This window comes from Halomarina ordinaria, assembly GCF_030553305.1.
Classification (GTDB): domain Archaea; phylum Halobacteriota; class Halobacteria; order Halobacteriales; family Haloarculaceae; genus Halomarina; species Halomarina ordinaria.
Genome location: NZ_JARRAH010000001.1, coordinates 2,288,043 through 2,305,865, shown reverse-complemented (window position 1 = coordinate 2,305,865; position 17,823 = coordinate 2,288,043). Strand labels below are relative to the sequence as shown.

General features: G+C 69.1%; 20 protein-coding genes. 11 read left to right on the top strand and 9 right to left on the bottom strand.

The window, feature by feature from the left end; genetic code table 11:
- Positions 1 to 131: 131 nt before the first annotated feature.
- On the top strand, positions 132 to 1,283 hold the full coding sequence (locus tag P1Y20_RS12385; protein ID WP_304448970.1) for an inorganic phosphate transporter: 1,152 nt from the start codon (positions 132 to 134) through the stop codon (positions 1,281 to 1,283).
- Between the two features lie 60 nt (positions 1,284 to 1,343).
- Entirely contained in the window at positions 1,344 to 1,733 is a 390-nt protein-coding gene (gene fer, locus P1Y20_RS12380; protein WP_304448969.1) for a ferredoxin Fer, read from the top strand.
- A gap of 117 nt (positions 1,734 to 1,850) precedes the next feature.
- Here fer and P1Y20_RS12375 read toward each other — a convergent pair whose 3' ends face one another.
- The 4 genes from P1Y20_RS12375 to prf1 form a co-directional block, all read right to left on the bottom strand.
- Positions 1,851 to 3,098, bottom strand: coding sequence for a magnesium transporter (locus P1Y20_RS12375; RefSeq protein ID WP_304448968.1), 1,248 nt, complete (start codon positions 3,096 to 3,098; stop codon positions 1,851 to 1,853).
- Between the two features lie 43 nt (positions 3,099 to 3,141).
- Positions 3,142 to 3,702, bottom strand: a complete 561-nt coding sequence (locus P1Y20_RS12370; RefSeq protein ID WP_304448967.1) for a DoxX family protein — start codon at positions 3,700 to 3,702, stop codon at positions 3,142 to 3,144.
- Between the two features lie 123 nt (positions 3,703 to 3,825).
- Positions 3,826 to 4,677, bottom strand: coding sequence for a formyltransferase family protein (locus P1Y20_RS12365; protein WP_304448966.1), 852 nt, complete (start codon positions 4,675 to 4,677; stop codon positions 3,826 to 3,828).
- Positions 4,678 to 4,979: 302 nt separating this feature from the next.
- Complete coding sequence (gene prf1, locus P1Y20_RS12360) at positions 4,980 to 6,233, bottom strand: peptide chain release factor aRF-1 (protein ID WP_304448965.1); 1,254 nt, start codon at positions 6,231 to 6,233, stop codon at positions 4,980 to 4,982.
- Positions 6,234 to 6,406: 173 nt separating this feature from the next.
- On the opposite strand from prf1, the gene P1Y20_RS12355 reads away from it, so the two are divergent.
- A complete protein-coding gene (locus P1Y20_RS12355) occupies positions 6,407 to 6,541 on the top strand; it encodes a hypothetical protein (protein ID WP_304448964.1) in 135 nt (44 codons plus the stop codon).
- Here the strand turns inward: P1Y20_RS12355 and argS are convergent.
- Positions 6,533 to 8,290: an arginine--tRNA ligase gene (gene argS / locus P1Y20_RS12350; RefSeq protein ID WP_304448963.1), complete on the bottom strand. Its 1,758-nt coding sequence runs from the start codon at positions 8,288 to 8,290 to the stop codon at positions 6,533 to 6,535. The two genes, P1Y20_RS12355 and argS, sit on opposite strands and share 9 nt — an antisense overlap.
- Before the next feature lie 181 nt (positions 8,291 to 8,471).
- Between argS and P1Y20_RS12345 the strand changes: the two genes are divergently transcribed.
- From P1Y20_RS12345 to P1Y20_RS12335, 3 genes are all read left to right on the top strand, one after another.
- Positions 8,472 to 9,191, top strand: a complete 720-nt coding sequence (locus P1Y20_RS12345; protein ID WP_304448962.1) for a DUF120 domain-containing protein — start codon at positions 8,472 to 8,474, stop codon at positions 9,189 to 9,191.
- 1 nt (position 9,192) lies between these two features.
- Complete coding sequence (gene ribB, locus P1Y20_RS12340; RefSeq protein ID WP_304448961.1) at positions 9,193 to 9,846, top strand: 3,4-dihydroxy-2-butanone-4-phosphate synthase; 654 nt, start codon at positions 9,193 to 9,195, stop codon at positions 9,844 to 9,846.
- A 117-nt stretch (positions 9,847 to 9,963) separates the two neighbouring features.
- Complete coding sequence (locus P1Y20_RS12335; protein WP_304448960.1) at positions 9,964 to 10,899, top strand: branched-chain amino acid transaminase; 936 nt, start codon at positions 9,964 to 9,966, stop codon at positions 10,897 to 10,899.
- A gap of 29 nt (positions 10,900 to 10,928) precedes the next feature.
- Here P1Y20_RS12335 and P1Y20_RS12330 read toward each other — a convergent pair whose 3' ends face one another.
- Together P1Y20_RS12330 and P1Y20_RS12325 are read right to left on the bottom strand one after the other, a co-directional pair.
- Positions 10,929 to 12,026 (bottom strand): DUF373 family protein, encoded by a 1,098-nt coding sequence (locus tag P1Y20_RS12330; RefSeq protein WP_304448959.1) that lies wholly within the window; start codon positions 12,024 to 12,026, stop codon positions 10,929 to 10,931.
- A 50-nt stretch (positions 12,027 to 12,076) separates the two neighbouring features.
- Positions 12,077 to 12,736, bottom strand: a complete 660-nt coding sequence (locus tag P1Y20_RS12325) for a DUF6517 family protein (RefSeq protein WP_304448958.1) — start codon at positions 12,734 to 12,736, stop codon at positions 12,077 to 12,079.
- Positions 12,737 to 12,825: 89 nt separating this feature from the next.
- Here P1Y20_RS12325 and P1Y20_RS12320 point away from each other — a divergent pair, with 89 nt between their 5' ends.
- The 5 genes from P1Y20_RS12320 to P1Y20_RS12300 all read left to right on the top strand — a co-directional run bounded on the left by P1Y20_RS12320 (position 12,826) and on the right by P1Y20_RS12300 (position 15,332).
- Positions 12,826 to 13,461, top strand: a complete 636-nt coding sequence (locus P1Y20_RS12320) for a YbhB/YbcL family Raf kinase inhibitor-like protein (protein WP_304448957.1) — start codon at positions 12,826 to 12,828, stop codon at positions 13,459 to 13,461.
- 38 nt (positions 13,462 to 13,499) lie between these two features.
- A complete protein-coding gene (locus P1Y20_RS12315) occupies positions 13,500 to 14,492 on the top strand; it encodes a radical SAM protein (protein ID WP_304448956.1) in 993 nt (330 codons plus the stop codon).
- A 79-nt stretch (positions 14,493 to 14,571) separates the two neighbouring features.
- Complete coding sequence (locus P1Y20_RS12310; RefSeq protein ID WP_304448955.1) at positions 14,572 to 14,697, top strand: DUF8061 domain-containing protein; 126 nt, start codon at positions 14,572 to 14,574, stop codon at positions 14,695 to 14,697.
- A 141-nt stretch (positions 14,698 to 14,838) separates the two neighbouring features.
- Positions 14,839 to 15,081 carry a DUF8593 domain-containing protein gene (locus P1Y20_RS12305; protein ID WP_304448954.1) on the top strand — a complete coding sequence of 81 codons (243 nt, stop codon included), beginning with the start codon at positions 14,839 to 14,841 and terminating at the stop codon, positions 15,079 to 15,081.
- Positions 15,082 to 15,086: 5 nt separating this feature from the next.
- A complete protein-coding gene (locus P1Y20_RS12300; RefSeq protein WP_304448953.1) occupies positions 15,087 to 15,332 on the top strand; it encodes a hypothetical protein in 246 nt (81 codons plus the stop codon).
- A 4-nt stretch (positions 15,333 to 15,336) separates the two neighbouring features.
- On the opposite strand, the gene P1Y20_RS12295 is transcribed toward P1Y20_RS12300, so the two are convergent.
- Positions 15,337 to 17,367 (bottom strand): DEAD/DEAH box helicase, encoded by a 2,031-nt coding sequence (locus P1Y20_RS12295; RefSeq protein WP_304448952.1) that lies wholly within the window; start codon positions 17,365 to 17,367, stop codon positions 15,337 to 15,339.
- A gap of 74 nt (positions 17,368 to 17,441) precedes the next feature.
- Positions 17,442 to 17,810, bottom strand: a complete 369-nt coding sequence (locus P1Y20_RS12290; RefSeq protein ID WP_304448951.1) for a cupin domain-containing protein — start codon at positions 17,808 to 17,810, stop codon at positions 17,442 to 17,444.
- Between the last annotated feature and the right edge of the window lie 13 nt (positions 17,811 to 17,823).

The following is a 17,823-nucleotide window of genomic DNA, read 5'->3' as shown; positions in this document are numbered from 1 at the left end:
TCGTTCCGGGGCCGGGAGCGTAAGCGCGCCGATAGTCGGCGGGTGTCGGACCGTCGACCGCCGTTCGAATCGAAACACGTCGCCACGGTGCCAACGATATTCCTTAAGTCGTCCCGTCGCAAATCCCCGCTGTGTTCGAAGCGCTCCTACTCGTCGGCATCGTGGTCGCCGTCTTCGTGGGATTCAACATCGGCGGGTCGTCGACCGGCGTCGCCTTCGGTCCCGCGGTGGGGAGCGGGACGATATCGAAACTCGCCGCAGCGGGGCTGATGACGGGGTTCGCGCTCCTCGGCGGGTGGACGGTCGGCCGGAACGTCGTCGCGACGATGGGCGGCGACATCGTCCCGTCGAGCCAGTTCACCCTCGCGGCGAGCGTCGCCGTCCTCTTCTTCGTCGGCCTCGCGCTGCTCGTCTCGAACCTCTTCGGCGTCCCCGCCTCCACGTCGATGACGGCCGTCGGCGCCATCGCCGGCCTCGGCGTCGCCACCGGCACCATCGACTGGGGGGTGATGGGCCGCATCGTCTCGTGGTGGCTGGTCGCCCCCATTGTCGCCTTCTGGGTGTGTGCGGTCGTCGGCCGCTACCTCTACCCCTACCTCGACACCTTCCTGCGACTGGAGTCGCCCGGCGACGAGGTGACGCTCCGCGAACGCGTCGGGGCGGTACTCGTCGTCGTCATCGCCTGTTACATGGCGTTCTCCGCGGGCGCCTCGAACGTCGCCAACGCCGTCGCACCTCTCGTCGGCAGCGGCGCCATCGGCATCGAGGCGGGGGTGCTCGTCGCCGGCGGCGCAATCGGCCTCGGGGCGTTCACCATCGCCCGGCGCACCCTCGACACCGTCGGCAACGACCTGACGGACCTCCCGCTGACGGCGGCGCTCGTCGTCGAGGTCATCAGCGCGAGCCTCATCACCTTCCTCTCGTACATCGGCATCCCCGCCAGCCTCGCCGTCAGCGCCACGATGTGTATCGTCGGCCTCGGGTGGGGGCGGGCGACGCGCACGACGACCATCTCGCAGGCGGCGAGCGCGGCGGTCCGCGGCGACAGCGAACCGGGGGCCGGCCCCGGCCTCTCGTTCGACCCCGTCGTCACCGACGGCCGCGGCGGTGCACCTCGCATGCGCGACGTCCCCCGCATCGGCGAGGAGGACCCCGCGGCGCTCACCGCGGGCGACCTCTTCGACCCGCAGGCGACGGGGCGAGTGGTCCTGCTGTGGGTGCTCACCCCGACGATCTCCGCGGTCGCGGCGTACCTCGTCTTTCGCTTCCTCCCGGTGTTCTGACCCCGTACACGTCGTCAACAACAGCAAGGTCTAACATCCATGGGGTCGAACGCGGGAGTGATGCCCACTGTTGAATACCTCAACTACGAAGTGCTCGACGACCACGGTTGGGATATAAACGACGACGACCTGTTCGACACCGCCGCCGACGCCGGCCTCGACGCCGAGGACTACGGCACGCTCGACGTGAACGAAGGCGAGTACATCCTCGAAGCCGCCGAGGCGCAGGGCTACGACTGGCCGTTCTCGTGCCGCGCCGGCGCCTGCGCGAACTGCGCAGCCATCCTCAAAGAGGGTGAAATCGAGATGGACATGCAGCAGATCCTCTCGGACGAGGAGGTCGAGGACAAGGGTGTCCGCCTGACCTGCATCGGGTCGCCCGGCGCCGACACCGTCCGCATCGTCTACAACGCGAAGCACCTGGACTACCTCCAGAACCGCGTCATCTGAGCACGCGGGCCGCCCACAGCACCCGTTTTCTTTCCGTACGACCAGCGCGTCGTCACGTTTTCGCGCCAGCGAGCGGCCGCGCCGGGGTCCGGGACGAGGGCGCGCCCGGTCGACACCTCAGAGGACGGCCTGCGCCAGCCCGAGGAAGATGAAGAACCCGAGGACGTCCGTCGCCGTCGTGATGAAGATGGTCGCGGACGTCGCCGGGTCCTTGCCGATACGGTCGAGGGCCAGCGGGATGGTCGTCCCGAAGAACCCGGCGATGACGAGGTTCAACACCATCGACACCCCGAGGACGAGGCCCAGCAACGGACTCTGGTTGAACACCGAGGCGATGGCGGCGACGAGGACCCCCGTGATGAGGCCGTTGGCGGCGCCGGCGAGTACCTCGTTGACGACGGCCCGGTTGCCGGTCGAGAGCGATATCTGTCCGAGGGCGATGCCGCGGACCGTCACGGCCATCGACTGCGTTCCGGCGTTGCCGCCCATCCCGGCGACGACGGGCATGTACACCGCGAGCAGCGTGAACGCGGCGATGGTGTCCTCGAACACGCCGACCGCCGCGGCCGCGAGGAACGCCGTCCCGAGGTTGATGATGAGCCACTTGTAGCGGTAGCGGACCTTCGCGAGCGGTCCGTCGAGGATGCTCTCTTCTTCCTGGACGCCGGTGAACTCGTAGAGCGTCTCGGTCGCCTCCTCCTCGACGACCCGGAGGAGGTCCGCGGCGTCGATGACGCCCAGGATGGCGCCGTCGTCGTCGAGGACGGCCACCGTGCGTTCGGGGTTCTCCCGGAACACGTCGATGACGTCCGTGTCGAGCGCGTCGTAGGTGACCACGGGCGTCTCGTGGACGTGGTCGCGCAGGTCGACGGACTCGCGGTCCAGCATCGCGAGGACCTGTCCGGGGAGTTCGCCGACCAGGTCGTCGTCCTCGGTGACGAAGATGGTCGGCACCCGCCCGGTCTGGGCCTCGTAGCGCTCGACGCGGCGCGCCACCGCCTCGAGGCTCCGGTCGACGTCGACGGTGACGTAGTCGAGGTGCATCAGGCCGGCAGCGCTCTCGGGGCTGAACCCGAGCAGGTACTCGACTCGCTCCCGGCGGGCCTCGTCGAGTCGCCGGAGCACCGCCGTCCGCGTCTCCTCGTCGACCAGTTCCAGGACGTCGGCCGCCTCGTCGGCGTCGAGTCTGCGGACGAACGCCCGCAACCGGTCGCGGTCCATGTCGTCGACGACCGACTGCTGGACCGTCTGCGGGAGGAGGAAGAACACCTCCCGCTGTCGACTCCGCGACAGCGTCCCGAACGCCGCCGCGGGACTCGACGCCGTCGCGATGGACTGTTGAACGTCCGCTAACGTTCCCTCCATACGTCGACCTGTGTTACGGTCGGGTAAACGGTTGTGTTCGAGGTCACCCGAGGACGTAGTCGAGCGCGGGGTAACGCTCGAGGAGCGGTTCGCCGCCCACCTCGTAGCGTTCGAGGTAGGCGTCGAGGCCGAAGATGCGCCCCGCGCCGAAGGCGGCCACCGAGAGGAACACCAGCATGTAGGTGAAGTCGCTGTTGATGGGGCCGTGGGCCATGTCCCAGTTCCCGAAGTAAAAGAGGAGCATCATGAACGCGCCGAAGAACGCCGCGAGACGGGTGAACAGACCAACCACGATGCCGAGGCCGATAGCGACCTCGCCCCACGGGACGGCGACGTTCACGAAGTCGACGAACCACGGCGTCTGGCCCATCCAGAGGAACAGCCCCGCGAGCGGGTTGCCGTTGGTCGCCGCGACGCCGGTGAGGTAGCCCTGCGAGTCGAAGCCCGCGAGCACCTTCTCGACGCCCGAGTAGAGGAACGCGACGCCGATGACGAGGCGGAGCGCGAGGACGAACCACGCGCTGAGCGGGTGGGCGCGTCCCTCGGCGGTGACGCCGGCGACGGTCGAGCGGAACACGTTCTCGCCTGCAGAGGTTTCAGCCATAGTTGACCACCGACTACCCGTGACCGGTCGGTCCGGATAAGCGTACGTACGAACGTGTTCGGTCAGTTATGTCGTGCGTTCCGGTGAGTGACGGCGGGCCGTCCCCCCTCTACCCGCCGGCGGTCACCGCCAGCGCGCACACACGGTCCGTTCGAGGCGGACGAGGAAGTACCGGAGCATGACCCACACCGTCCGGTCCTCGAGGAGGTGGACCTCCCCGAGGTCCTCCCGCGGGAGTCGTGTCGGGGGGGTGTCGGTGTCGAGGAGGCGGTCGACCGCCTCCGCCAGCATCGGTTCGGCCGCCGCGTAGAGCCGTCTGCGCACCGCCGACCACGTCGTCGCGTCCTCGATGTCGACGTGGCGTTCGACCACGATTTCGCCGCCGTCGAGCGTCTCGGTGTACCGCTGGAGCGTCATCGTTATCGTCGGCTCGTCGCCGAGGAGCTGCCAGAGCCCGCCGTGGGAGCCGCGGTGTTCCCGGAGGTTCCCCGGGTGGAACCCGAGCACCCCGTACGTCGGCGCGGTGAGGACGTCGCCGGTCAGGATGCCCACCTGGTGGTGGAGGACGACGTCCGCGCGCGCCGCGACTTCGTCGACGACATCGCCCGGCAGCGCCACCCGATGGGCCGTGACGGGGACCGTCTCGCAGACGATGTACCCCTCGGGGTCGAGTGAGTCGAGCGTGCGGAGGGGACGCGTCGCGCTCGGTGGGTCGGGGTCGAGGACCCCCAGGCGGTCGAAGGCGAACCGGAGGGCCATCTCGACGAACTCGAGGGGCGGCCTGGTCCGGAGGTGCCGGAGCGACCGGCTCCACAGCGGGGACCGCTCGCTGTGCCCCCCGTCCGATAGCTCGGGCGGGTCACGGGCGCGGACGACGAGCGAGAGTTCGGCGCCGCCACCCTCGACCGCGCGGTCGAGGGCCGCGAGGAGCCACGTCGGGAGGTCGTCCGTGCCGGTCAGCAGGGCGAGACGCACCGGGCGGTCTGTCGAGTCCGTACGACGCGTTCGCCGCGTCACGGTCGAGTCCGGTAGTCGGAGGGCGAACACACGGCGCTACGCTCGCCCGGTCGTCTCGGTCGCGCGGGGGGCGACCACGGCCGGTCGGTGAAACAGTCCCAGTCGACGCATGGCTTCGTGGTTCGTCGTGTCATCGGTTAATCGTTTCTCCGGTTCGCGGACCGCGGGTCGAGGGGGCGAACCCGGAGGACGGCGACGTTCGCGGCCGCGAGCGCCGGCCGTCGCGAGAGGAGTGCCCGCGTCGCAGGAGGTCGGAGGGTTTAGATGCCGGTCTCGTAGCGCAGGATGCCGGCGACGCCGCCGAAGGCGGTGTAGAGCTGTTCGCCCTTCTCGAAGTCCGTGGAGATGAACTTCGTCTCCGTGCCGCGCTGGTCGGCGATGTCCATCAGGTGTTCGATGAGGTCCTCGCGCTCGCCCTCCTCGGCCGGGACGGCCTCGCCGCACTCCTCGCAGCTGTGGTCGGGGGTGTTCTTCCGGCGGTCGAGGACCTCGCGCTCCTCGTGGCCGTTCGGACAGGTGTAGGTGACGACGTCGCGGCGGACGTCCTCGCTGATGAGCAGGCGGTCGACCGACCCCATGACGAGGTTCCGCCGGGTGGGCTCGAAGCCGTAGGTGGCGAGGTCGCCGTCGTGGAGCTGTTTGAAGAACTCGTCCATCTCCCGCTTGTCCTTCATCACCTCCGTCTCGGCGAGGACCTCCTGTGCCGCGTCGACGAGGTCCGAGAGACCCGACTCGTCGGTGTAGGAGACGTCGAACTTGCCGAGGACGAGGTCCTGCAGTTCGTGGTGGAGGTACTCGCCGTCGAGGAACTCGTCCTTCGTCGGCGAGGGCCCGCCCACGAGGATGCCGTCCATCTCGTGGCGGTCGGGGACGAACAGGTCGTCGGCCATCCCGGCGACCTCCTGGTAGAAGTTGTCGATGGCCTCGAGGCGCAGGCGGTGGAACCGCTGTGCTGACTGGCCACCTTTCCGCTGCTTGCCGGGGACGAGCGAGGACGCCGACTTCACCGGCTCGATGCGCTTGCCCTTCAGCCAGCCGACGTTCGCCTCGCGGCGGTCGAGGACGACGAGCCCGTAGAGCCCCTTCTCGCCGAGCATCTCCTCCAGCGGCTCGGTGAGGAACTCCGAGTCGCAGTGGTAGACGAACGACTGGATGGGTTCCGGCGGCTCTTCGAGGACCTTCGTCACCATGTCGGTCTGGCCGCCGCCGGTGTTGATGGCCCCCGAGAACAGCACCATCCCCTTCTCGGGCGGCGTCTTGTAGTAGCGCAGGCGGTCCTTGATGCTGGTGAGCGCGTCCTGGACCGCGGTGCGCGTCTGCTTCGACTTGATGTTCGACGCCTCGCTGTGTTCCTGCGTGACGTGGGCCACCACGTCCGATATCTGGCGGTCCTCCGGGACGTAGATGGAGACGAGTTGCGTTCCTGACCCCTTGTACTCCCGAAGGTCCTCGATGACCTTCTTGAACTCGTACTTTCGGCGGTCGGAGTGCGACTCCTCCTGCTGCTGGCTCATTACCCCACCTAGACGAATCAGAGGTAAGTACCCTTTGCACCGCCACCTCCGGGGCAGGTCGCCCGCGATTCACCGCGAGCGAGCGTCTCGAACCGGTCGACGCCCTCCGGCGCGAGCGGCGTTCTCGGAGGGATGGCGATACCACTATGTGGGAGGGTACGGGAGCTAACGCCATGGCAGACGAAGTTGTCCCCCTCCGCTGGGTGCTCCTGTTCTTGCTCCTCGCGCTCGGGGCGGGCGCAGGGGCCGTCGTCCTCCTCGGCGGGCTGACCGGGGGGAGCGGCCTCCTCGTCCCCGGTCTACATTGAGGTGGGCGCCGCGACGCCCAGGGTGCCGAGGGCGCGAGCGACGGTGTTCCGGGCCGCGACGACGAGCGCGAGACGGGCCGCCGCCACCGCCTCGCTGTCCGCGTTGAGCACCGAGCACTCGCGGTAGAAGGCGTTGAACGTCTCGGCGAACTCGCGGGTGTAGGTCGCGATGCGGTGGGGTTCGAGGTCCGACGCGGCGCGGTCGACCGCCCCCGGGAAGCGCGCGACGACGCGCAGGAGGTCGCGCTCCTCCTCGGTGACGAGGTGGGCGGCGTCGAGCGCCGGGTCGACGCCCGCCGCGCGCGCCTCCTCGACGATGCCGCAGGCGCGGGCGTGGACGTACTGGACGTAGGGTGCCGACTGCGCCTCGAAGTCGAGCGCCCGGTCCCACTCGAAGGTGATGCCCTTCTGGGGCTGTTTGGAGATGATGTCGTAGCGGACGGCGCCGATGCCGACCTGGTGGGCGATGCGCTCGACGTCCGCCTCGGTGAGGTCGTCGTCGCGGATGCGGGTGTCGAGGCGGGACTCGACCTCGTCGCGGGCGCGGGCGATGGCCTCGTCGAGCAGGTCGTCGAGGTCGACGCCGGTCCCCTGCCGGGTGGACATGCTCTCGCCGCCGGGGAGGTTCACCCAGCCGAAGAACACCTGTGAGAGCGCATCGGTGTCGTTGCCGAGGACCTGGAGCGCCCGGTCGAGCTGTTCGGCCTGCAGACGGTGGTCCTCGCCGAGGACGGTGACCGCGCGGTCGTAGTTCTCGAACTTCCACTCGTGGTGCGCGAGGTCGCGGGTCGTGTAGAGGGAGGTCCCGTCGGACCGCAGGAAGACGAGGTCCTTCTCGAAGCCCCACGGCGAGAGGTCGAGTTGCCAGGCCCCCTCCTCCAGGTAGGCGTACTCGGTGTCTCGGAGGCGGTCGGCGACGTCCTGGGTCGCCCCGTCGAACATGAAGCGCGTCTCCTTGACGAACTCGTCGAACGCCGCGGGCAGGCGCGCCAGACACTCGCGCATCCCGGCGAGCACGTCGTCGACGACGGCCGAGACGCGCTCGTAGGTCGCCTCGTCGCCCTCCTCCAGCCCCTGCAGGATGGCCTGTATCTCCGCCTCCGCGGCCTCGACCTCATCGGGGTCGGCCGCGTCGAGGAACGCGTTGCCCTTGCGATAGTAGCGCACGAGGTCGTACTCGACGCGGTCGCGCTCGGGCGGCGGGAGGTCGCCCTCGTCGAACGTCTCGTAGGCCCAGGTGAACACCGCCACCTGCCGGCCGGCGTCGTTGACGTAGTAGTGGCGCTCGACGTCGTAGCCGGCGAGGTCGAGGACGTTGGCGACGGCGTCGCCGACGATGGGGTTGCGCGCCCGGCCGACGTGGACGGGGCCGGTCGGGTTCGCGGAGGTGTGTTCGACGACGACCGACTCGCCGCGGTCGGGGAGGTCGCCGAACGCCTCGTCCTGCGCGGCGGCGAGCGTGTCGGCGAAGTACGCCTCGCTCGGAAGGAAGTTGACGTACGGCCCCTGGGCGACGACGTTCCCGACGTACTCGGTGTCGGCGGTGTCGATGGCTTCGACCAGTTCGGCGGCCACCCGCGGTGGGGGGGCGCCGGCCTCGCTCGCGAGGCGGAAGGCGACGCTCGACGCCAGGACGGCGTCGACGTCCGTCGGTGGTTCCTCGATACCGAGGTCCGACGGCTCGTACCCCTGCGCGTCGAGCGCGTCGGTCAGGACGGCCCGGACCTCGTCACGGAAGGGAAGGAACATACCCCGGCTTGCCCGGGGGCCGGTAAACGGGTTTCGTTACTCCCTGCGCCGAGCCGGCAGGCTTACCCGCACGAGCCCCGACATCTCGACGACGGCAACTGCCGCTCTTCCCGTGCTGTTCCAGAATTGAGACGCGTACCGTATTCGGTACGCTTATGCGGCTCACGACCCGAGTGTGGGCATGGCAGAACCATCGCTCGCGGTCGGGGCGGACGCCCGCGAGACGCTGAAGGTCCTCGCGCTCCGGGGCGCGCTCGACGACCGCGCGCGCGTCACCTGCGCGGGGCTCGCCGAGCGCCTCGACGTGTCCACGCAGACGGCCTCCCGGCGCCTCCAGACCCTCGAGGACGCCGGTCTCGTCGAGCGCGAACTGTTCGCCGACGGACAGTTCGTCGCCGCCACCGACGCGGGGCGCCGGACGCTCGAACGCGAGTACGCCGACTACCGCCGCCTGTTCGAGGCCGACCGCTCGCTCACCCTCGCCGGGACGGTGACCAGCGGGATGGGCGAGGGGCGTCACTACATCTCGCTCTCGGGGTACAAGCGACAGTTCGAGGAGAAACTCGGCTACGAGCCGTTCCCGGGGACGCTCAACGTCGAACTCGACGAGGCGTCGACGCGCTCGCGGGCGGCGATGGACGCGCTCGACCCGGTCCGCATCGAGGGGTGGGAGGACGACGAGCGCACCTACGGCCCGGCGTTCTGCTGGCCCGTGGTCGTCGAGCGCGACGGGACGCGCTACGGCCCCGCCCACGCCATCGCCCCCGAGCGGACCCACCACGACGCCGACCAGCTCGAACTCATCGCGCCGGACCGCCTGCGCGACGAACTCGGCGTCGACGACGGCGAGCGCGTGACCGTCCACGTCGAGGGCGAGGGCGAGGGCGAGGGAGGTGCCTGAGATGCAGCGCGCCGACGCCGTCGACGACGTGGTGGCCGCGTTCCGGCGCGGCGACCCCGTCCTCGTCCACGACGCGGCGGACCGCGAGGGCGAGACGGACCTCGTCTACCCGGCCGAGGCGGTGACGCCGGCGGCCCTCGCCCGGCTGCGCAACGACGCCGGGGGGCTGGTCTGCGTCGCGCTCTCGGACGCGGTCTGTCGCGCCTTCGACCTCCCGTTCATCCAGGACGTCCTCGACCACCCCGCGAGCGACGACCACGACCTGCGCTACGACGAGCGCTCGTCGTTCTCGCTGACGGTGAACCACCGCGAGACGTTCACCGGCATCACCGACGAGGACCGCGCGCGCACCATCGTCGAACTCGGCCGGGCGGCCGCCGACCCCACGTCGGTCGCGTTCGCCGAGGAGTTCCGCGCGCCCGGCCACGTCCACCTCCTCCGGGCCGCGCCCGACCTGCTCGTCGACCGCGAGGGGCACACCGAACTCGGCATCGCGCTCGCCGCCGAGGCCGGTCGAGCGCCGGCGGTCGTGGTCTGCGAGATGCTCGACGACGAGACGGGCGCCGCCCTCCCGCCCGCCGACGCCCGTGCGTACGCCGCCCGTCACGGCCTGCAGTACGTCGAGGGCGCGGCGCTGCTCGACCGACTCGCGTAGGGACCGTGACTCGTGGGCGTCGTCCTCGCGAGATGGTGTGAATCGGCGCACTGCGGTCGTCTCCTCCGGTGCGCAATAATCGCCAACACTCAATAGTGCCGACGCGCAGTGAGGGATATGGCATTCGCCGACATGGACGTCGACACCATCTGGATGGATGGTGAGTTCGTCGACTGGGAGGACGCGCAGATTCACGTCTTGAGTCACGCCCTCCACTACGGGACGGGCGTCTTCGAGGGGGTGCGCTGTTACGACACCGAGCGCGGGCCGGCCATCTTCCGCTGGGAGGAACACCTCGACCGCCTGTTCGACTCGGGCAAGCCCTACGGCCTCGAGATCGACCACTCGCGCGAGGAACTGACCGAGGCGACGCTCGAACTCATCCGCCGACAGGACCTCGACTCGTGTTACATCCGCCCGCTGGCGTTCTACGGCTACAACAGCCTCGGCGTCTCGCCGGGCGACTGCCCGACGCGGACGATGATCGCCTGCTGGCCGTGGGGGGCGTACCTCGGCGACGAGGCGCTCGAGGAGGGCGTCGACGTGATGGTCTCCTCGTGGCGCAAGCACGCCTCCAGCCAGATTCCCACGAACGCGAAGGCGACGGGCCCGTACATCAACAGCCTGCTGGCGGGCGAGGAGGCCCGCTCGAACGGCTACGTCGAGGCCATCGTCCTCAACAAGGAGGGGAACGTCGCGGAGGGGCCCGGCGAGAACATCTTCGTGGTGAACGACGGCGTCATCTACACGCCCGGCCTCGCCGAGTCCATCCTCGACGGCATCACCCGCAAGACGGTCATCGAACTCGCCCGCGAGCGCGGCTACGCTGTCCACGACGAGGCGACCATCAGCCGCGGGGAACTGTACACCGCCGACGAACTGTTCTTCACCGGGACGGCCGCCGAAGTCACGCCCATCCGGACCGTCGACGACAACGTCATCGGCGAGGGGACGCGCGGCCCCGTCACCGAGGACCTCCAGTCGGCGTTCTTCGACCTCGTCGAGCGACGCACCGACGACCACGACGACTGGTTCCGCTACGTCGACGAGTAGCGTCGACGCCCCGATTCGGCCCGGCGAATTCAGACCGGCGCGTCCTCCCGGTCGCGGGGGAAGCGCGACTCCGCGATGGCGAACGCGAGCGTGCTCACCACGCCGAGGAGCGTGCCGACGGTGAGCGCGGCCGCGAGGTACGACGCCCCCTCGACGCCGAGTAAGTAGGCGCTCACGCCGTGGAGGACGGCCGCGATGGCGAGGACGTAGAACGGCGCGTTGCAGTAGCGCCACTCGAAGCCGCCGTGGAGGTACTCGTCGGTGATGCGCCCGAGGCTGGCGACGACGCCCGCCGCGGCGAACCAGTGGACCGCGCCGTGGACGACGGCGGCGACGGCGTTCGGGATGCCGAGCGTCCCCTCGACGGGGACGGACTGCCCGACGCGCGTGAGTTCCTCGACGCCGCCCGCTCCGCCGATGGCGATGAGCGCCGCCGCGACGACGTAGGTGATGAGCGTGACCCGGCCGGTGTAGAGGCCGGTGCGCGCGCGCTCGACCGTCCGGTCGATGGAGCGCTCGACGCCGAGGCCCCGAAACAGCAGGTAGAGGCCGAACAGCCCGCTGATGACGCCGAAGGTCGCCCCCGGGAGCGCGAGGCGGTCGGCGAGTTCGATGAGCGGGTAGATGAGCAGGAGGACGCCGAGCGGGACGAGGATGGTACCGCGGGTCTCCGGGTCGTTCAGCACCTGCTTGATGGTGTAGTACATCGACTCGAGGTCCTGGGCCTGGCGGACGACGACGCGGCGGACGCCGTCGATGGGGACCCGCGAGCGGATGACGGGGATGACCGACTCGTCCTGCGCGCCGTCGGTCACGACCAGCGCGCGGACGTCCTCGCCGGTCGAGAGGCGCGCGAGGACCGTGTCGACCTCCTCGCCGACCTTCCGGTTGGCGGCGACGTCGTTCCCGTTGGTCCCGGTGACGACCGCCACCTCGCACGCCACGTCGTCGATGGCGTCGTAGAGGTGGACCCCCTCGAAGAGGACGTTCACGTCGCTGTCTTCGGGGTCTGCGGTCGCGAGCGCGACGGCCGCCTCCTCGACCGCCTCGCGGCCGACGACCGGCGTCTCGAAGCCGGTCTTTCGCCCGAGGTCGTCGTCGAGGTCGACGCACAACACCAGCAGCATTCGAGCGTGAGTATGCCCTCCGTCGGTAATTTCTCTTTGGGGTCGGCCGGTTACGGTTCGTGCTCGGTCGCCTCGATGAACGTCGTCACCGTCTCCTGCTCGTCGAGGAACGTGGGGGAGCCGGCGAAACAGAGCACGAAGTCCTCGCCCGCGCCCACCGCCTCGGTGACGGTGAGGTGGACCTCGGCGGTGGCCGACTCCTCCGCGAGCGTCGCGTCGGCCCGGTAGCGGACGGCGTTCGTCTCCTCGCCGAGCAGGGACACGGTGCGCGAGTCGACGCGCTCGACGTTCTGGACGTTCTCGTAGCGTCGCTGGACCATCTCAACGAGTTCGTCCGTCGACATGTCCGCGACCGGGTTGAACGTCCGGCCGAGGACGTCGACCTTGGGGGTGCTGAGGACGGTGAAGACGGCCGCGCGCAGGCGCCCGATCATCGGGAGGTCGACGCCCTTGTCGTACTGCGCGAGGACGTTGTTCGCCTCCACCTCCCGGGTCTGTCCGGCGGCAGAGACCTCGCGGGTGACGGTCATCCGGGAGACGTCGTCCTCCTCGTAGCCCGTCCCCTCGCGCGCCGACTCCGGGAGGGTCGCGGGGCGCGCGTCGAAGGTGAGTGCCTCGCTGCCGGTGATGACGCCGAGACAGCCCGCGAGCGCAGCCAGCGCTGTGGTTCCCGTCGCCCCAGCCACGAAGCGACGACGTGACATCGTCATGGAGTCCACTCCGACGAAGGACGGTAAATACTTCGTGGCTGGCGGCGGGTCGGTGGGGTTGAAGTCCGGGCGGACCGTAGTGGAACCATATGGATAGACGGGGCTTTCTCGTCGGTGCCGCCGCGCTGTCAGGAGTGCTCGCCGGCTGTACGAGCAGTTCCGAGACCACCGGACCGGGGGAGAACGCGTCCGACGGGGGGGAGGGCGTCCCCCCGGACATCTCCTTCGAGGTGGCGGCGCTGCGCGAGGACAAGACCCTCCCGGCGCGCCACACCTGTGACGGGACCGACATCTCGCCCGAACTCATCATGACCTCTATCGCGCCGGCCGTCGACTCGCTCGCGGTCGTCTTCCTCGACACCTCCGTCCGACCCGAACCGTTCGTCCACTGGACGCTGTGGGACCTCCCGGCGACCATCTCGACGATACCGGCGGGTGTCGCGACCCGCGAGCGCGTGGAGTTCGAGACGGACGCCGGCGGCGTCGAGGAGACGGTCACCGTCTCGCAGGGGGTCAACAGTTCGGGGAGCGTCGGCTACGTCGGCCCCTGCCCCCCGGAAGGCGACGGGCGGCACGTCTACGGGATGCGCCTCTACGGACTCCCGGAGGCGCCGGACGTCGACCCGGGGGCGGAGTGGTCGGCGCTCGAACCCGCGCTGGAGGAGTCGTCGCTCGGACGGACGGTCGTCACGGTCTGGAAGGAGAACGAGGGGCCGTCGACGTAACGGACGATTTTTGCCTCTCGACGGCGAAGCACCGGTGAATGATCTCCAGGGGCTGTGAGCAGTGCGCGATGGGCGGCAAGATGGTGCTGTTCGTCTACGGCTACTGCGACCAGCGTGACTGCTTCTACTGCCCCCTCGGCGAGAACCGCAAGAACGTCACCGACGTCTACGCCAACGAGCGCCTCGTCGAGTCCGACGCGGACGTCGTAGAGGAGGCGAAACGCATGGACGCCCTCGGCACCTCCATCACCGGCGGCGAACCCCAGGAGGCGATGGAGAAGACCTGTCGGTACCTCTCGCTGCTCAAAGACGAGTTCGGCGAGGACCACCACACCCACCTCTACACGGGCATCACCGGCGGCCGGGAGAACATGCGCCGCCTCTCGGAGGCGGGCCTCGACGAGATTCGCTTCCACCCCCCCTACGAACTGTGGGGCGAGATGCACGGGACCGAGTGGGAGGACATCCTCTACGTCGCCCGCGAGGAGGGGCTGACGCCCGCCTTCGAGATTCCCGGCATCCGCGGCGAGCGGGAGTTCCTCGACTTCCTCGACGAGGGGGCCGCCGACTTCTGCAACGTCAACGAGTTCGAGATGAGCGACGGGAACTACCGCCGGATGCAGGAACAGGGCTTCGAACTCCGCGAGGGCCACATGAGCGCCGTCGAGGGGAGCCACGACGTCTTAGAGGAGATGGGCGACCACCCGAAGGTGTACTTCTGTACGAGCGTCTTCAAGGACGCCGCCCAGCACCGCAATCGCCTGAAGCGCATGGCGAAGAACGTCGGCCGCGAGTTCGACGAGGTGACCGACGACGGGACGCTCGTCTACGGCAAGACGTGGCTCACCGAGACTCAACTACAGGCCCTCGGCGTTCCCGAGGAGTTCTACGTCGTGAAGGACAGCCACGTCGAACTGGCGTGGTGGCTCCTGGAGGAGATGGTCGAGGAGGGCGACGCGGAGCAGGGTGAAATCGTCGAACAGTACCCGACTTACGACGGAACCGTCGTCGAACGCACGCCGCTGGCGTGACTGCCGTCGAGGGTGCGTTCCTCCGGAGACGAGCGGAAGCGAGGCTCCGGGATTTTTGGTGCAGATTTTTCGAGGAGTGGTGCGCGAGCCTGCGAGCGCACCCGACGACGAAAAAGGTGCGAGCGGCGACGCGGAGCAGGGTGAAATCGTCGAACAGTACCCGACTTACGACGGGACCGTCGTCGAACGCACGCCGCTGGCGTAAGTTCTCCCGGGTGGTCGGTCCGAACATAGTCTACGTTCGATGTATTCTCGTTCTCGGTGCGTGGTGTTCGAGGGGTCACATCAACCACCTGCGGACGCAGGCTCATCGGTGAAGCCGTTCGGCCGAGTGAGTGAGAGTGCGATGTCCGTACGAGATATCACCGAAGACGACGAGGGGAAGAAGGTCGTAGATGCACGCGGCGAGACGGTCGGTCGCGTCGTCGACGTCGAACACGGGACCGCACACGTCGACCCCGACCCCGGCGTCACCGACACGGTGATGTCGAAACTGGGCTGGGGCGACAGCGACGAGGACACCTACCCGCTGCAGGAGGCGTCCATCGCGGAGGTCACCGACGACGAGATTCGGCTCGACGACCTGTAAGCCGGATGGACGTCGGGACCGCCGCCATCACCTACGAGACGCCCGAGGAGGACGTCGTCACGGAGCGGGTCGACAACGAGCGCGTCGCCTACGTGGACGACCACTGGGTCCTCTGGGACGAGGCCGACGACGGCACCGGGACCGTCCGTCGCATCCCGCGCGAACGGGTCCACGAGGTCGAGCGGTCGGTCGACGAGGTCGAGCGGAAGGCGCGCGACCTGCTGGAGACGGCGACGTCGAAACTCGGCTGAACCGTCACTCTTCTTCGAGCAACTCCAGCGCGGCGACGATGTCGTACGGGTCGTCACCGGCGCGGATGCCCTCGAGCATGACGAACGCCCGCCTCGGCGAGAGGAAGTGCCGGGAGACGACGCGCCCGAGGCGGGTCGGCCGGGTACCCTCGATGAAGTCGTACTGGAGGAGCTTGCCGAGGGCGTGTTTCGTCGGCACCTCGCCGATCATGCGGTCGTTGAGGCGCTTGGCACCCCGACCGGCGACGACGATGTTGGCGAGCGTCTCCTCGACGGCCGCCCCCTCGTCGTAGGGGGTGGCGACGGGTTCCATCTCTCCCTTGAGCAGCGTGAAAGCCACCTCGTCCTCGGTGCGCTCCATGGAGTTGTGGTAGGAGCCGTCCGGTTCGACGAGGACGTAGACGGTCCCCGTGTCGTGGTAGTCGGGGCGGCCGGCGCGCCCGAGCATCTGGTGGAACTCCTGGACGGAGAGCCACTCGATGCCCATCGCCAGCGAGTCGAAGACCACCTGCGAGGCGGGGAAGTCGACGCCGGCGGCCAGCGCCGCGGTGGTGACGACGGCGGCGAGGTCCTGGTTCGCGAACATGCGCTCGACCTTCTTCCGGCGGCCGTAGTCGAGGCCGGCGTGGTAGGGCGCGGAGTCGTACTGCAGGCGTCGGGATATCTCGTGACAGCGCCGCCGGGAGTTGGTGAATATGATGGTCTGGCCGCGATACCCCTTCGAGGACTTCGCGTCGAACGCCCGCTTGACGAGTTTGTTCTCAATGTCCACCTTCTCGGGGCCGTCGGCGAACGTGACGTGCCGCTCGATGGGGACGGGGCGCTCCTCGAACTCGATGAGCGTCGCCTCCAGTCCCGCGGCGAGCTGACGGGGGTTGCCGACGGTCGCCGAGAGGTAGATCCACTGGGTGTCGCAGTCGTTGGTCTCGGCGTAGTGCTTGAGCCGCGAGATGAGGCCGTCGAGGCGGTGGCCACGCTCCTGCTCGCCGAGGGTGTGGACCTCGTCGATGACGACGGTGCCGACGTCGCCGAGGTCCCGACCGGTCCGCAGCGCGTGGTCGATGCCCTCGTAGGTCCCGACGACGACGTCGGCGTTCGGGTCGAACCGGGCGCCGTCGTCGCGGATGCGCGAGGCGCCGACCCGGATGGTCACGTCGACGAGGTGGCCGTACTTCTCCTCGAACTGCTCGTGTTTCTGGTTGGCGAGGGCGACCAGCGGGACGAGGAAGAGCAGTTTCCCCTCGCCCTTCAGCGCGCGGTCGATTCCGGCGAGTTCGCCGACGAGCGTCTTGCCGGTGGCCGTCGCGCTCACGACGAGCTGGTCGCGGCCGTCGAGCAGGTCGTTCTCGACGGCGAGGCTCTGGACGGGCAGCAGGGTGTCGAACTGCCCGGTGACGAGCGACTTCAGCTCCGGGTGGACGTCCAGCGAGTCGGTCGGGACGGGGTCGACCTCCTCGACGGTCGCGCTTATCTCGTCGAACTTCGTCAGTTCGGGGTCGAGGCGGCCCTGCAGCAGGTTGACGATGCGTTCGAGGTCGCCGACCTCGAGCAGGAGTTCTTCGAGGCGGTCGCGCGCGCCCGAGCGGAGGTTGCGGTAGTGGAGTTCCCGCTCCAGTTCGCGCTTCGCGCAGTCCGGACAGATGTACTCGTCGTCGGCTCTGATGGCCGTCCGACTCGTGAGCGGGGAGTACCGACCGGCGCCGGCGCAGTAGCGACACGTCCGGACGACCTTCGCCTCCAGCTGGAAGCCGTCGAGGAGTGCGCGCAGTTCCTCGCGCGCCTCGACGGAGGTCTGCTCGGAGATGCGGATGCGCTCGGCGCGGCGGGCCAGTTCGACGAACTGGTCGGGACTGCGGAGGTCCTCGGTCGAACCCTTCTGCACCCGGAAGCGGGCGGGGCGGGGGCCGGCGCTCGTCTCCTTCAGTTCGAGGACGGCGTGGAGCACGCGCTCCCCGTCGCGTTCGACGACGACGCTGTAGTGCTTGTGCCGTTCGTGGAGGAACAGCGTGTCCACCCGCGCGACCTGCTGTGACACGTTTCGAGACCGTACGCGGTCGCGGTATTTGGTTCGTCCGGAAGCGATGTTGACGGGCCACACGCCCGTAGCGGCTACTCCTCGACGACCTCGATGGTGTCGTCGCCCGTCGGGACGGCGCAGACGAACGCCCCCTCCGCCTCGCCGTCGTTGCGGTACCAGTGGACGGTCCCGGCGGGGATGAACAGCGAGTCGCCGGCGCGCACGGTGACCTCCTCGTCGTCGAGGCCGACGACGTACTCGCCCGCGAGGACGTACTGTTCGTGCTCTATCTCGTTGGTGTGTCTGGGGACCTCGGCACCGGGCGCGAGGGTGAAGCGCCGGATGGCGAGGTTCGGCGCGCCGTCGTCGCTCCCGACGAGGACGCCCTTCGAGAGGCCCTCGGCGGCGTCGACGGGGTCGTACTCCACCTCGGCCGCGCGACGGACGAACGGGTCTGTCATACCCGACGCTCGG

Excerpts from the sequence above, each read along its gene's own strand:
- P1Y20_RS12315 (WP_304448956.1), top strand. The coding sequence starts at position 13,500 with ATGATCTCCAGGGGCTGTGAGCAGTGCGCGATGGGCGGCAAGATGGTG.
- fer (WP_304448969.1), top strand. The coding sequence starts at position 1,344 with ATGCCCACTGTTGAATACCTCAACTACGAAGTGCTCGACGACCACGGT.
- P1Y20_RS12300 (WP_304448953.1), top strand. The coding sequence starts at position 15,087 with ATGGACGTCGGGACCGCCGCCATCACCTACGAGACGCCCGAGGAGGAC.
- ribB (WP_304448961.1), top strand. The coding sequence starts at position 9,193 with ATGCAGCGCGCCGACGCCGTCGACGACGTGGTGGCCGCGTTCCGGCGC.
- P1Y20_RS12330 (WP_304448959.1), bottom strand. The coding sequence starts at position 12,026 with ATGCTGCTGGTGTTGTGCGTCGACCTCGACGACGACCTCGGGCGAAAG.
- P1Y20_RS12345 (WP_304448962.1), top strand. The coding sequence starts at position 8,472 with ATGGCAGAACCATCGCTCGCGGTCGGGGCGGACGCCCGCGAGACGCTG.
- P1Y20_RS12355 (WP_304448964.1), top strand. The coding sequence starts at position 6,407 with ATGGCAGACGAAGTTGTCCCCCTCCGCTGGGTGCTCCTGTTCTTGCTC.
- P1Y20_RS12335 (WP_304448960.1), top strand. The coding sequence starts at position 9,964 with ATGGCATTCGCCGACATGGACGTCGACACCATCTGGATGGATGGTGAG.
- P1Y20_RS12290 (WP_304448951.1), bottom strand. The coding sequence starts at position 17,810 with ATGACAGACCCGTTCGTCCGTCGCGCGGCCGAGGTGGAGTACGACCCC.
- argS (WP_304448963.1), bottom strand. The coding sequence starts at position 8,290 with ATGTTCCTTCCCTTCCGTGACGAGGTCCGGGCCGTCCTGACCGACGCG.
- P1Y20_RS12325 (WP_304448958.1), bottom strand. The coding sequence starts at position 12,736 with ATGACGATGTCACGTCGTCGCTTCGTGGCTGGGGCGACGGGAACCACA.
- P1Y20_RS12320 (WP_304448957.1), top strand. The coding sequence starts at position 12,826 with ATGGATAGACGGGGCTTTCTCGTCGGTGCCGCCGCGCTGTCAGGAGTG.
- P1Y20_RS12370 (WP_304448967.1), bottom strand. The coding sequence starts at position 3,702 with ATGGCTGAAACCTCTGCAGGCGAGAACGTGTTCCGCTCGACCGTCGCC.
- prf1 (WP_304448965.1), bottom strand. The coding sequence starts at position 6,233 with ATGAGCCAGCAGCAGGAGGAGTCGCACTCCGACCGCCGAAAGTACGAG.
- P1Y20_RS12375 (WP_304448968.1), bottom strand. The coding sequence starts at position 3,098 with ATGGAGGGAACGTTAGCGGACGTTCAACAGTCCATCGCGACGGCGTCG.
- P1Y20_RS12305 (WP_304448954.1), top strand. The coding sequence starts at position 14,839 with ATGTCCGTACGAGATATCACCGAAGACGACGAGGGGAAGAAGGTCGTA.